Consider the following 12,189-nt stretch of genomic DNA (forward strand, 5'->3'; position numbering starts at 1 on the left):
ATCCCGGATTCGGAGAGAACCATGAAGTTTGTCCTTGTACACGGCGCTTGGCACTACGGCGAAATGTGGGACCCCGTTCGCACCCACCTTGAGGCGGCAGGGCACGAAGTTCATACCCCCACTGCGGGTGGACTGGGGCCGAACGACAGCAAATACGTCAACCTGAACGGTGCGGCCGAGCCGATCATCGAATACATCAGGGAGCACAACCTCAGCGACTTTGTGCTGGTGGGCCACAGCTGGGGCGGTTATCTGATCTCCAGGGTCGCCATTGAAATGCCCGAACGGATCCGACGACTCGTCTACTTTGCAGCGTTCGTGCCGGAGCACGGCAAAGCGCTGGTGGACGAGGTACCGCCGCACCTCCGGGCCGCCCTGCAGGCAAGCGCCGACGAACGCGCTGACGGCTCGGTGGTCCTGCCGTTCTTCGTGTGGAGGGACGGATTCTTCAACGATGGAAGCGCCGAACATGCCCAGGAAATCTACGATGTACTGCGCCCCCAGCCCTTCGGCGCATTCACCGACCCGGCAGACATGACAGGTTGGGAGCGCGTTCCCCAGGCGTTCAGCTACATCGCGCCTTTGGACGACAACGACATCACCCAGGGGGAATGGGGACGGCACCCCCGGCTATCAAACAGGTTGGGCGTCTTCCGGCTGGTCAGTATGGAAGGCAGCCACGAGGTCCTCCTGACAAACCCCGGGTACACCGCCCTTAAGTTCATTGAGGCCGGCAGGGACTGAACCGGACCGCGACCCCTCCCCCGCTGCCCTTAACGCCCGACGGCGGCCCGCACCTGGGGTGCGGACCGCCGTCGAACGCTGTTTTTAGCGCGGTTGTACTACTTTGAGGTGCCCTGTGAAACGGAGCCCTGCAACTGGCGCTGGAAGATGATGTACACGATCAGCACCGGAACCACGGTCACGGTAACGGCGGCGAACAATGCCCCGAAGTCCACCGCGTAGCCCATCTGGCCGGCGAAGGCCGCCAGTTCCTGCGACAGCACGCGTGGGCCGGCGGCGTTGATGGACACCGGGATCAGGAACTGGTTCCACAGGCCCAGGAAGTTGAAGATGGCCACCGAGGCGAGGCCCGGCTTGGCCATCGGCAACATGACCTGGAAGAACGTCCGCCACTCCCCCGCACCGTCAAGGGCTGCTGCCTCTGTGATTTCGTGCGGCAACGACTTGAAGAAGGAGAAGAGGAAGAACACCGTGAACGGCAGCGCGAAGCCGACGTAGACCAGAATCAACCCGGGCAGTGTGTTCAGCAGTCCCATGTTCTTCAGGACGAAGAACAACGGAACCATGGCCAGGAAGATCGGGAAAGTCAGGCCGGCGAGCATCAGGTAGTAAATGGCCCTGCTGCCCGGGAAGGTGTAGCGGGCAAGCACGTAGGCACACATGGCGCCAAGGACCATGACGATCACCAGGGCCACAGCGACCACCAGCACGGAGTTCAGGAATGCAGCTCCGATGCCTGCTTCACTCCACGCCTTGGTGTAGTTATCCAGGTTCCACTGGGACGGCAAGGCGAACGGCGAAGCAAAGATCTCGCTGGACGTCTTGAAGGACGACATGACCGTCCACAGCAACGGCAGGATGACAATGAGCGTCCAAATGGTCAGGGCAGTGTGCGAGACCGCTCCCACCACTTTGTCGGACGTGGATGTTGCCGGGGTCCGCGGCTGGAAGTGCAGGGACTTCATTTCCGGAGTTGAAACTTTTGTCGTCATTACAGGCTCACATCCTTATCGCCGCCGGTGAGCCGGTTGACCAAGAAGACCAATCCGGAGAAGATCAGCGTCGCAATGGCCAGCACGACACCCATGGCGCTGGCGAGACCGAACTGCCCCTTGCTGAAGGCTGTGAAGAACAACTGCTGCGCCATGACCAGTGTGGAGTTGTCCGGACCACCGCCGGAGTTCAGTGCGGCCATGTAGACAAACGCGTCCAATGCCAAAATGCCCATGTAGATGTAGGCGGTTTGGATGTTGTCCCGGATCAGCGGAATGGTGATGGACACAGCGGTGCGGAAGCGGCCCGCGCCGTCGATCCTTGCCGCTTCGAAGAGTTCAGCGGGAATGCCCTTGATGCCTGCAACGAACAGGACCATGTAGAAGCCAACGAAGCCCCACACGATCACGAACATCGTGGCAATCATGGCAGTGTCCTTGTTGCCCAGCCAGGCGAAGTCCTTGAACTGGTCCAGGCCCATCCCGGTAAGGATGCCGTTCAGCAGACCACCTGAAGGATCGTAGATCTGCCCCCACATGATGCCGATGGCAATCGCGGGAATCGTGTACGGGAAGAATGACACAACCCGGTAGAAGCTGGAATTCCGGAGGCCCTTGATCTGCCCCTTGCTGCTTCCGCCAACGGTCACCAGGGAAGCCAGCACCAGGCTCAGGATGATGGTGATGATCGGCAGGAAAATAACCAGGAGGATGTTGTTCCCCATGGCTTTCATGAAGATATCGTCCGTGAAGATCTTGGTGTAGTTCTCCAGGCCGATGAAGTTCTGCGTGGGCGAGAAGCCGGACCAGTCCGTCAGCGAGTAGCCGAATGCCTGGATGAACGGCCAGATCACGAACAACAGGTAGATCGCCAGCGGAAGTCCGAGGAATACCGCGAAGAAGCTGACTTTGTCCCAGGTCAGCGGCTTGCGCCGCCGCTTGACCAATTGCTGTGGAGCTGCGGCCGGAACGACGGCGGCCAGGCCGTCGTCGTTCCGGCTCTGCTGTGTTTTCACTACGGTCACTTCACTTCGATCTTCTTGACCGAGCTGTCGTTACGGACCTTGTCGGTGATGTTCTGCAGTGCGGAGGTCAGGGTTGCGACGTCCGACTTGCCGTCCAGGAAGGTGTTCCAGACAACGAGCTGGTCCTTGTTGGTTCCGTAAAGGTCGATGAAGTTCCAGGAGTAGACGTCGTCGCCGGCATCGCCCAGCATCTTGGTTTGCGAGACCAGCGCGGTGGATCCGAAGCCGTCTGCCGGAACGGTGTCCTTGACGATCGTTGGAGCCAACTTGGTCTTGGCGAAGTTGGTTGCAGCTTCCTTGGACAGCATGATGCGGAGCATTTCCTTGCCGCCTGCCGCGTTCTTGCCTTGAGACGGGACGATGTACGGTTCGCCGGCTGCGCTGTGGAGGGCGGTGTAAGGCATCTTGGGGCTGGCGCTGACCGAGGGCGCCGGGGCGCCCATCATGTTGAAGCCGGCCTTCGTCTGGTCCTTCATTTCGTTCTCGATCCACGAACCCGACGGGTAGAACACAGCCTCCTGGGCGTTGCTCCACTGTGCCTGGGCGGCCGTGAACTGCGTGCCCGAGCCGCCCGGCTTGAAGAAGCCGGCCTTCACGATCTTGTCCAGTGCGGTGAAGACGGACTGGATGGCCGGGTGCGACCAGCAACCTTCCTTGAGGTTTTCCAGCGCGAGGCGGACTTCGTCCCCGCCTTCCTTGATGGCGGACGCGATGGCGAGTTCCTGGTAGTAGGTGGCGGCTTCCTTGCCCCACACGAACAAGTACTTGCCCTTGGCTTTTGCCTGCTCGCCGAGCGCATACATTTCATCCCAGGTCTTGGGAACGGTCCAGCCGTTTTCCTTGAGCAGGGAATCCGAGTACCAGACGGCGTAGACGGTCAGTACGTAGTTCAGCGCGGCAAGCTTGCCGTCGAAAGTGCCCGGAGCCAGCACTCCTGTGTACAGGGTGTCCTTGATGACCTTGCCTTCGAGGTTCTTGGCCTCCACCACGGGGGTGAGGTCCTCGAGCTGGGCCAGGATGGTGCTGAAGCCGATTGCCTTGGCGCCGGAGTTGTCGATCAGGTCCGGCGGGTTGCCACCGACGAAACGGGGCTGGAGTTCCTGGGCGATGTCCGTGGACGGGGCGATCTTTGCGGTGGAACCCTCGTGCGTCTTTTCAAAGATCTTGCCGGCGAAATCTACGTAGTCGATACCGTAGCCGCCCTTGAAGATCACGGCGTCGAGGGTGGCCTTGTCAGCCATGCCGAACGGGTTGGTGTCGGAGACAGTGCCCGTGGGGCCGGTGGTGGTGCCGCCTCCCCCGGCAGCACAGGATGCGATGGTTCCCCCCATGGGCACGAGTACGGCTGCTGCGAGTGCCCCGCGCAGGAATCCACGGCGACCGACGGACTGGTGCTGAATGGTCATTTCAATACCCCTCTAGTGACTCGTAAGGCCGACTCCGGCGGCTAGGGCCGTCCAGTCGGACAGTCTGGGCTGACGCTCTGGCAGCACCAACCTTCGTGTGACATACTTCACCACGAATGATCGAAAATCAATATTTCTCCGCAGTTTCGATCAACATTTGTCAAAGCGTGATCTTTTCACGGTCCCTCCGCGAGAGCCTTTCCGCATTCCGTCCGGGACCGGCGATACACCCCGTCGGGATGTTCAGTTCCCTTTGGTTCCGCCCAATTTTCGACCATCCCGGACTCCGTCGCGTGGTCAGTGAGGCGGTTTTTACCGTCCGGAAACACTCCGGAGCGAGTGCGCGAAGCAATCATCCGCCGCGTGGTTCGCTCATCCAGGGAAGCAGGGGCATATCTGTCGGCCTTGCGCATCGCTTCACCGGCTCAGCGCGATCGGTGGGACGTTCCACAGCTGCGCCTGTGCTTTCGTATCCACCATCAAACCGCTCCTGACCAGCCCGGTGGCTGATGTCGCCTGGTATGCACTATCAATCTAGTCCGATGTCAGCGCCATGGGGAGGGGTGCATCAGCCGCCTTGCGGGCGCGCCAGCCGGGCCCAGCCGAGTTGCTCCTGCTGCTTGCGGCTCAGCGTGGCCACCACGAGGTCGTAGGAGTCCTCCACCATGTCCCGGACCATTCCGTCCGGAAGGGCACCATCCAGTCGGACACCGTTCCAGTGGGTCTTGTTCATGTGCCAGGCACCGGTGATTTCCGGATTGGCCGCCCTGAGTTGTTCGGCCAGCGCAGGCTCGCACTTCAGGCTCACGGACCAGTCGTCCGGATCCATGGAGGACAGCGCGAACATCTTGGCCTCGTGCCGGGCACCACCGGCGACGGCGGCACGGACCTTGAAGACCGATGTCCCGGGCCCGAACGGGAAGTCCTCAAAGGCGCCCGGGAAGCCAAGGCATATCTCACGGAGCTGGGAAACATCCATGGAGCGAGCCTACTGGAGCGCCACCGCTGCAGGTACGGCTACGCCACGCCCAGGAAGTCCTCAAGCAGCACCACTTCCAGCCCCGCTGCAAGCTGCGCAGCCCGGAAAGCAGCCAGGTCAGCGGCGAACTCTGCCCGGAAATGCATCAGCACAATGTCACCCGGTCGCAACGCGTTGCCCACTTGGTAGTCCATTTTTCCCGCGTTGGCTTTGGCTTCCCAAGTAATGATGGCTTTCATGCCGGCATCGGCAACGGCCTGGCGCATCACGTTGGAATATGCGCCTCCCGGCGGACGGAAAAGTGTTGGCCGGCGGCCATAGTGCTGGAGGGCGTACTCCTGCATTCCCACCATGTCATTGAGCTGCTGCTGATATCCCCATTGGCGCACCATGTTGATGTTATGGGTGACCGTGTGGTTTTCCACCAGGCTGCCTTGGGCTTTGAAGGCGTTGAAGAACGCCGGATTGTCAGCGATGGTGTCCTTGGTGAGGAACAGCGACGCCGGGTAGTCGTATTCGGCCATGAGCCTGACCGATTCCGGGGTTTTGATGTTGCCGTCGTCGATGGTCAGAAAAACGACCGGGTGCTGTGTGGGGATTTTGGTGATGACCGGAGCGAGGCCGCCCACGGCCGGCGGCAGTTGGAAGTCCGGAATGAAGGAGCGGCGGATCCGCTTCGTTGCTGCGGGGGTCGACGTGGGGGTGGGCGTCGCCGTCGCCGAAGGGGAGGCCGCTGGCGTTGCCGTGTCAGTCGGCGCAGGCGCCGGCGTCGAACTTTCCGCCCCTTCAGCGGCAGTGCAGGCGGTTAGACCGGCCACCATGGAGGCGCCGAAGATACCCAAGGCGGCCCGTCTGCTGGGAATGGAAAATGGCATTGCAAAATGGTCGCCGGACATGGCCGTCCCCCGGGGCTGAAGAGATGAGTCAGCAGCAATCTAGCAGAAGAACCAGCGCAGGAATCACAAGCCGTAATGCCAGCCTTCACGCGCCGGACATGAATTCACCACGACGTCGAGGCCTGCGTCCATTGCGCGTTGCGTGGCGTCGTCGTCGAAGACTCCCAGCTGGAGCCATACCGCCTTGGCGCCGACCTCGATTGCCTGGTCGATGACCGCACCAACACGTTCGGAATTGACGAAGCAATCCACAACATCGATGGGGTGCTTGTCGAGGGGAATATCCCCCAGGCTTTTGTAGCCCTTCTCGCCGTGCACGTCCTCGCCCTTGAGGTTGACGGGGATGATCTCCATGCCCATCTTGTCCCGGACGTAAAGCGAAACGTCATAGGCCGAACGCCACTCGTTGTTGCTGAGGCCGACGATGGCCCACGTGCCTTTGGTCCGCATCAACCGTTCGACGACGGCGGGATCGTTGACGTGCATCATGGTCCAAGCCTACTGCCGTCCTCACGCGGGGAATCACGGACGTGGCTGTGCCGGATCCTGCCGTTTCAGCTGCTTCTTCCACTGCTTCAGTTTTTCTTCAGCGGCTTTGAGCTGCGCCAAGGCCTCCTTTTCAGAAGCTACGGAAAGGCCGTTGCCGGGCAGGGCGCCTGGGCCCGCCGGGCCGGGCCGCAGCCAAGGCGCCGGCGTGGTGGGCGCAGCGGGCATCGCTCCCGGCACAGCCTTGGCCGGTTGCGGCGCTGGCGGATTCGCGGAGGGCACGACGGCGGAGGCGGCAGCGGGCGCGGTTCCCGCCGGCGTCTGGGGTACTGCTTGGGATGCTGCCGGCGCCTGTTGCTGCGCGGGAATCGGGATCATCGTTGCCGGCGTTGGCTGCACCGGAGAGGGCTGCGGGATCGCGGCCGGATCCGCCGAGGGAGCCGGCGCGGTGCTGACCTTGGGAGCATCGGGAGCGGGCAAGGCGGGCGCTGCAGCGGCCCGATGCGGGGCGACAGTGCCCAGCAGACCCTCGAACGACGGGCTCCGCGTAAAGCCTGAACTTGCGGCTGCAACACCGCTGGCGCCAAGTCCCATCGCCGCAACCACGGCAACACTTACTACTGCGGTCCGGTGCTTATGCCGCCAACGTCGTTTGGAAACCTCATCATGCGGTCCCGCCAGCATGGCAGCGAGTTCCGCGCCGGGTGGAGGAGCCGCCGCGTCGGCAAGCTGACCCATGGCCAGAAGCGCCTGCCGAACATCGGACGCGTCGCTGAGACCGGCGTCGAGCAGCAGCTCGTCCACGATCTGCCCGCGGTCCAAATCCTTGTATGTCATGGCGACACGTATTCCTTTACTGCCGAATGCTCACGGAGGGTGATCAGTGCCCGCCGTTGCAGCTGCTTCACTGCACCGGCGGTTTTCCCCATGATTCCGGCCACCTGCTCCACGGTGAGGCCTGCGACGATGCGGAGCGTCAGGACCTCCCGCTGCTCTTCGCCGAGGTGTTCCAGCAACGCCATCACCTCGTAGGGGGCCAACCGCAGCATCGCCTCAGCCTCTGCCGAGCTCGCTTCGCGCGCATCCCGCTCGGGCTCAAACTCGTGCTGGTCAGGTGTCCGGCTTTCCTTCCTGTGCTCATCCACCATTCGGGCGTGGGCTACCGAGAAGATAAAGGTCCTGAGGCCGTTGACGCCTCCATTGATCTCGTCCAGGCGTGGAAGGACAGCGAGGAAAACATCCTGCGTGGTTGCTTCCGGGTCCGGGACGCCTTTGGCCGTCAAGTACCCAAGAACCTGGCCCGCATAGGCCTGGTAAACGGCGCTGAACAGTTCCGCGTTATTGCCTTGGAGTGCGTGAAGCGCTTCGTCGGTCAATGCGTCGGTCACAGATTTCGGACTTTCGATCGGCGGTTGGTCCAGGCTGGGAGCCAGATCATCCGATTCCCGCAACGGACGACCCCACCAAGAGTAACTGCTCTGCCGGGCCTGCCAAAGGACGAACCCTTGACCGGCAGGAACTCCCGGACATGGAAGAGCCGGGCTGGAAGATGATGGGGGACAAATTCCAACCCGGCCCTTTCACAGACGTAATCGTCGGAGCGCGGCAAAGGGTTACGCGGGAGTACAAACTTTTTTTGGAAGCCTTTCCGGCGCCGTTCAGCGCCGGACCGGGCGGGGTAGCCGGGGCAGGGACAGACTGGCCCTACTGCCCGTGGATCAACCACTGCGCCGTACGGATGACCGCCTGGTCACCGTGCACTGTTCGAAGTCCCGCAATATCAGAACGCGTGACGGCCGCACCCTCGAACAAGCTCACAATTGCGGCGGCCACTGCGTTGGCTTCCTGGTCCGGGAGCTCCGGCCTTCCCCTGCGGACCAGACCCTGCACGTGCGCGGCGTACCGGGAATAGAAGCCCCGCAGGGCCCCGGCAGCTGCTTCATCCGAGGCGGCCAGCGCCCAGATCTCCAGGTGCATCCTGACGTCGGCCATGTCCGAGTGTTCCCGGAGCAACGCGGTCAGGAGCCGCTGTGACTCATCCATGCCAAGCCCGCCGGCAGCCTCCGGCGCGAGGTCCACGTCGGCGACGTCATTGAGCCGATGAAGCGAGCGCTCCAGCGATCGCTCAAGGACCGCGCGAATGAGGTCAGCCCTGGTGGGAAAGTAGTGCTGGAGGTGCCCGACCCGCACCCCGGCGGCGGCTGCGAAGTCCCGCATGGCAGCGTTTGCGTTGCCTTTGGTAACCAGCACTTCTTCGGCCGCGTCCAGAAGGGCCGCCCTGCGCAGCGCGCCCTTGCTTTCGGTCATGACCTCAATATTGTCACACCGTATGACTCGAGTTTGGCGAGCTGCGCAGCTGGTTCGGGCGCCGATTCGGGAAAGGAAACGCCGGGCCGCGCATCATCGCTGAGCACCGTGTGGAGCCCAAGAAGTCCACCCGCTGCCGTCAGGTGGGCCTGCCCCAGGGGATCGGTGATAGTGGCAGTCCCGGTGCCGCCCGGACCAGTCACTTCCACCCGGATATGCGCCGTCCCGCCCGATCCCGGGGAGTAGAGCAGCGAACGACGCAGCGATGCCCATTTCTCGCCGCTGCCCCACCGAAACAGCCCCACCGCGCGCGCGGCGAGCAACGCCGTCGTCGATGTATTGGAACTGAAGCCGATCCTCGTTGCCACAGAACCTGCACCCAAGGTGAGCGGCAGCGTGAACTGCTCGGGGGTGTCAAGCCTGGCGACTTTGGTGCGGTGCCCGGCGATATCCACCCAGCGCGTGTCGGTCAAGGGACGTACGACGGCGGCCTTGCCGCCTTTGCGGGCTTCGAACTCCAGTCCCAGCCGGTCCATGAAGTCAACGGAGTCGGCCCCGGCCTGGTCATTGACGTCATACCTGATGGAAATGTCCACCTCGGCTGCTCCGCCCACTTCCCGGGCCAGGGCTGCGGCCACGGTATTGGTGACGCCACCCATCCACCCCGAACTGAGCAGCACAGGCGCCGTGGGCTGCAACAGGGTGGACAGGGTGACGGCCCGGGTGACCCGGCTGGTCCAACGGGTGACGTCAACGTACGGAATCCCGGCGCTTACAGCTGCCCGAAGCACCCTGTCATCGGGGTCATTGACTGTACTGATTACTGCCCGGACCCGCGCTTCGAAGGGCTCGGATTGGTTGAGGTCCCATGCCCGGACAGTCACTCTGTCATTGGTCAGGTGGCTCCCGCGGTCCGGGTTCCTGCCGGTCAGGAGAAGCGGCCACTCCCCCTGTGCATGCTGCGTGAGCGCTGCGCCGACCGTTCCGTAACCGCCGACAATCAGCACTGGACCGGAGGTATCGAGCTTGAGATGATCTTTCATGAATCCGATTTTAGGTCATATGACCTAAAAATTGAAACAGCCCACGGAGTGGTGGCGCAGCAAGGGGCCCGCGCCTAGGCTGCTGGTATCTACCCCGAGCACCAATCACCAGAACGCAGAGGAGAGATCATGACATTGCCCCCAGCCCACGAGCCCGAGCCGTTCCCGCCCGACCCCGGCCCCGTACCTCCGCCACCGGACCCCACGACGCCGTTTCCTCCGAGCCCCATACCGGACCCCAATCCGACGCCGGGCCCATCACCGGTTCCCGACCCCGGCCCGGTTCCCCCCACCCCCAACCCGGACCCCACCTACTAGTCACACCGGCCCCTGTTCCGCGCAGGAGGAGCCACTCCCCGCAAATAGTCAGTAGGCTTACGTTTGATCCCATCGGCTGACCGATGCGAACGAACAGGAGTTCACATGACGCGACCCGAGGAAACGGCTCACCTTTCCACGCGCAACAAACCCAAGCCCGACCTGTGGAAGGACTCACTGGGTCGGACGGCTATCCGTGCCGCCCAGATTCTCCTGATTCTGGTCGTGGCAGTAGTGGTGGTGTTCGCGCTGCTGCAGATCCGGCTGCTGGTGATCCCGGTCCTTGTCTCACTGATCCTGGCCGCCGCCATCGGCCCGTTCGTCAACATGCTCCGGCGCCGTGGCTGGCGTGGCGGCCTCGCCACCGCCGTCGCATTCCTGGGACTGTTGATTGTCCTGGGCGGCGTTGTCAGCATCATCGTCCTGTCGGTGCGCAGCCAATGGGACGAACTGATCAGCCAAGCGGCAGAAGGCCTGGACGAGCTGGAAAACTTCCTGCTCACAGGGCCCTTCCCCCTGGATCAGGAACAGCTCAACCAAGCCCGGCAAGCTGTAGTGGACTTCGCCCAGAGCAGCCAAGTGCGCTCCGGTGCCGTGACCGGTTTGTCCGTGGTGACCGAGTTCCTGGCCGGCGCGAGCCTCATGGTGGTCATACTCTTCTTCTTCCTCAAGGACGGCGCCAAGATCTGGGACTTCTTCCTGCGGCCTTTCAAGGGCACTCGCGAAGCCAAGCTTCGCCGCGTGGGCAAACGGACCATGGAGGTACTGGGCGGTTACGTGCGGGGGACGGCGATTGTGGCTTTGGTGGATACAGTCGCCATCGGAGCCGTGCTGCTGATCCTCCAAGTGCCGCTGGCCATCCCCCTGGCGATCATCGTCTTTATTGGCGCGTTCATCCCCTTGGTGGGTGCTACCGTCGCCGGCATTCTGGCGGCGTTGGTGGCCCTCGTGGCGAACGGTCCGATCGTGGCACTCATCGTGGTCATTGCAGTGATCGCGGTCAACCAGCTTGAGGGCGACCTTCTCCAGCCGGTGGTCATGGGCAAGTCGTTGCAGTTGCACGCCCTGGTGATCCTGATGGCACTGACGGCGGGCACCATCCTGGCCGGCATCATCGGCGCCGTCCTCTCTGTACCCATCGCCGCGGTCACCTGGGCCATCGTGCAGGTGTGGACGGCGGAAGACCCTGACCTTGAGCCGGTCAGCCCGGACCTGCCGCCGGCCAACAGCCAGCCGGTGTAGCGGCCGCCCAAGCTGGAAGTCCGACTGTCAGGCGAGTGCCTTCTTCAACAGTTCGACGATCTTCGCTTCAACAGCCGGCGTGATCTCCTTGAGGGCGAACGATGTGGGCCACATGTCGCCGTCGTCAAGCTTTGCATTCTCCTCAAAGCCGAGCGTGGCATAGCGGGCCTTGAACTTATGGGAGCTCTGGAAGAACACGATGTTCTTTCCGTCCCGGGCATAAGCGGGCATTCCGTACCAGGTTTTCGGGGTCAGTTCCGGCGCGTGTTCCTTGACCAGGGCGTGCAGGCGTTCGGCCATGGCCTTGTCCGCTTCGGGCATCTCGGCGATCTTGGCCAGGACATCGGCCTCACCGTCGGCTTTGGAGGCCTTCTTGCGCGGCGCCTTCTTCAGCTCCTGCGCCCTTTCTTTCATGGCCGCGCGTTCGTCATCGGTGAAGCCGTCGTAGGACTTTTCTTTGGTAGCCGTTTGCTGCTTGTCCGTCATGGCGATCTCTCTCCCCTGGTCTTTTGCTTGACACCATCAACGATATGACCCGGCGGCCCGTGGGGCTTCTCCAAAACTGCTCGATCGGAAACTTCGTTGGTCGCTTGGCATTGAGAGCCGGGACGAGCAAGCAGTGGGTGCGGTTTTCTTGAGGGTTTCCTGAGGAAGTGTTGTGGGTTTGCAGGATCGGTTCTTGATCCAGGCCCGGCAAAGTATTTCTTGTCAGCCACACAGGCTGAAGAAACGGCCGGCCGGTCTCACGGTG

Annotated in this window: 14 protein-coding genes; 3 read left to right on the plus strand and 11 right to left on the minus strand. The window is 62.6% G+C overall.

Annotation, left to right across the window (positions count from 1 at the left end; genetic code table 11):
- Positions 1-21: 21 nt before the first annotated feature.
- Entirely contained in the window at positions 22-744 is a 723-nt protein-coding gene (locus PV760_RS19670) for an alpha/beta fold hydrolase (protein WP_354628490.1), read from the plus strand.
- Positions 745-842: 98 nt separating this feature from the next.
- Here PV760_RS19670 and PV760_RS19675 read toward each other — a convergent pair whose 3' ends face one another.
- From PV760_RS19675 to PV760_RS19720, 10 genes are all read right to left on the minus strand, one after another.
- The gene (locus PV760_RS19675) at positions 843-1,736 is read right to left on the minus strand and encodes a carbohydrate ABC transporter permease (RefSeq protein ID WP_018780011.1); all 894 of its coding nucleotides are present in this window, start codon (positions 1,734-1,736) and stop codon (positions 843-845) included.
- On the minus strand, positions 1,736-2,761 hold the full coding sequence (locus PV760_RS19680; protein WP_354628491.1) for a carbohydrate ABC transporter permease: 1,026 nt from the start codon (positions 2,759-2,761) through the stop codon (positions 1,736-1,738). The genes PV760_RS19675 and PV760_RS19680 overlap by 1 nt, the downstream gene beginning before the upstream one ends.
- A complete protein-coding gene (gene ngcE / locus PV760_RS19685) occupies positions 2,758-4,167 on the minus strand; it encodes an N-acetylglucosamine/diacetylchitobiose ABC transporter substrate-binding protein (RefSeq protein WP_018780013.1) in 1,410 nt (469 codons plus the stop codon). Before ngcE ends, PV760_RS19680 begins: the two co-directional genes overlap by 4 nt.
- 568 nt (positions 4,168-4,735) lie before the next feature.
- Positions 4,736-5,146 (minus strand): MmcQ/YjbR family DNA-binding protein, encoded by a 411-nt coding sequence (locus PV760_RS19690; protein WP_055977125.1) that lies wholly within the window; start codon positions 5,144-5,146, stop codon positions 4,736-4,738.
- Between the two features lie 38 nt (positions 5,147-5,184).
- A complete protein-coding gene (locus tag PV760_RS19695; protein WP_354628492.1) occupies positions 5,185-6,021 on the minus strand; it encodes a polysaccharide deacetylase family protein in 837 nt (278 codons plus the stop codon).
- Between the two features lie 84 nt (positions 6,022-6,105).
- Positions 6,106-6,531: a CoA-binding protein gene (locus PV760_RS19700; protein WP_018780017.1), complete on the minus strand. Its 426-nt coding sequence runs from the start codon at positions 6,529-6,531 to the stop codon at positions 6,106-6,108.
- Between the two features lie 33 nt (positions 6,532-6,564).
- A complete protein-coding gene (locus tag PV760_RS19705) occupies positions 6,565-7,365 on the minus strand; it encodes a hypothetical protein (RefSeq protein WP_354628493.1) in 801 nt (266 codons plus the stop codon).
- A complete protein-coding gene (locus tag PV760_RS19710; protein ID WP_039239583.1) occupies positions 7,362-7,916 on the minus strand; it encodes an RNA polymerase sigma factor in 555 nt (184 codons plus the stop codon). The genes PV760_RS19705 and PV760_RS19710 overlap by 4 nt, the downstream gene beginning before the upstream one ends.
- Positions 7,917-8,232: 316 nt before the next feature.
- The gene (locus PV760_RS19715) at positions 8,233-8,835 is read right to left on the minus strand and encodes a TetR/AcrR family transcriptional regulator (RefSeq protein ID WP_354628494.1); all 603 of its coding nucleotides are present in this window, start codon (positions 8,833-8,835) and stop codon (positions 8,233-8,235) included.
- On the minus strand, positions 8,832-9,878 hold the full coding sequence (locus tag PV760_RS19720; protein ID WP_354628495.1) for a saccharopine dehydrogenase family protein: 1,047 nt from the start codon (positions 9,876-9,878) through the stop codon (positions 8,832-8,834). The genes PV760_RS19715 and PV760_RS19720 overlap by 4 nt, the downstream gene beginning before the upstream one ends.
- Positions 9,879-10,007: 129 nt before the next feature.
- Here PV760_RS19720 and PV760_RS19725 point away from each other — a divergent pair, with 129 nt between their 5' ends.
- Both PV760_RS19725 and PV760_RS19730 read left to right on the plus strand, forming a co-directional pair.
- A complete protein-coding gene (locus PV760_RS19725) occupies positions 10,008-10,196 on the plus strand; it encodes a hypothetical protein (RefSeq protein WP_144027705.1) in 189 nt (62 codons plus the stop codon).
- A gap of 105 nt (positions 10,197-10,301) precedes the next feature.
- Positions 10,302-11,438 (plus strand): AI-2E family transporter, encoded by a 1,137-nt coding sequence (locus PV760_RS19730; protein ID WP_354628496.1) that lies wholly within the window; start codon positions 10,302-10,304, stop codon positions 11,436-11,438.
- 27 nt (positions 11,439-11,465) lie between these two features.
- On the opposite strand, the gene PV760_RS19735 is transcribed toward PV760_RS19730, so the two are convergent.
- Positions 11,466-11,924 carry an iron chaperone gene (locus PV760_RS19735; RefSeq protein WP_354628497.1) on the minus strand — a complete coding sequence of 153 codons (459 nt, stop codon included), beginning with the start codon at positions 11,922-11,924 and terminating at the stop codon, positions 11,466-11,468.
- Positions 11,925-12,189: the final 265 nt, after the last annotated feature.

Source organism: Paenarthrobacter sp. CC6 (genome assembly GCF_040560085.1).
GTDB lineage: Bacteria > Actinomycetota > Actinomycetes > Actinomycetales > Micrococcaceae > Arthrobacter > Arthrobacter nicotinovorans.

Bases quoted from the DNA above. Each gene is read 5' to 3' on its own strand.
- PV760_RS19670 (WP_354628490.1), top strand. From the start codon at position 22: ATGAAGTTTGTCCTTGTACACGGCGCTTGGCACTACGGCGAAATGTGG.
- PV760_RS19715 (WP_354628494.1), bottom strand. From the start codon at position 8,835: ATGACCGAAAGCAAGGGCGCGCTGCGCAGGGCGGCCCTTCTGGACGCG.
- PV760_RS19725 (WP_144027705.1), top strand. From the start codon at position 10,008: ATGACATTGCCCCCAGCCCACGAGCCCGAGCCGTTCCCGCCCGACCCC.
- PV760_RS19695 (WP_354628492.1), bottom strand. From the start codon at position 6,021: ATGCCATTTTCCATTCCCAGCAGACGGGCCGCCTTGGGTATCTTCGGC.
- PV760_RS19690 (WP_055977125.1), bottom strand. From the start codon at position 5,146: ATGGATGTTTCCCAGCTCCGTGAGATATGCCTTGGCTTCCCGGGCGCC.
- PV760_RS19675 (WP_018780011.1), bottom strand. From the start codon at position 1,736: ATGACGACAAAAGTTTCAACTCCGGAAATGAAGTCCCTGCACTTCCAG.
- PV760_RS19735 (WP_354628497.1), bottom strand. From the start codon at position 11,924: ATGACGGACAAGCAGCAAACGGCTACCAAAGAAAAGTCCTACGACGGC.
- PV760_RS19720 (WP_354628495.1), bottom strand. From the start codon at position 9,878: ATGAAAGATCATCTCAAGCTCGATACCTCCGGTCCAGTGCTGATTGTC.
- PV760_RS19705 (WP_354628493.1), bottom strand. From the start codon at position 7,365: ATGACATACAAGGATTTGGACCGCGGGCAGATCGTGGACGAGCTGCTG.
- ngcE (WP_018780013.1), bottom strand. From the start codon at position 4,167: ATGACCATTCAGCACCAGTCCGTCGGTCGCCGTGGATTCCTGCGCGGG.
- PV760_RS19730 (WP_354628496.1), top strand. From the start codon at position 10,302: ATGACGCGACCCGAGGAAACGGCTCACCTTTCCACGCGCAACAAACCC.
- PV760_RS19700 (WP_018780017.1), bottom strand. From the start codon at position 6,531: ATGATGCACGTCAACGATCCCGCCGTCGTCGAACGGTTGATGCGGACC.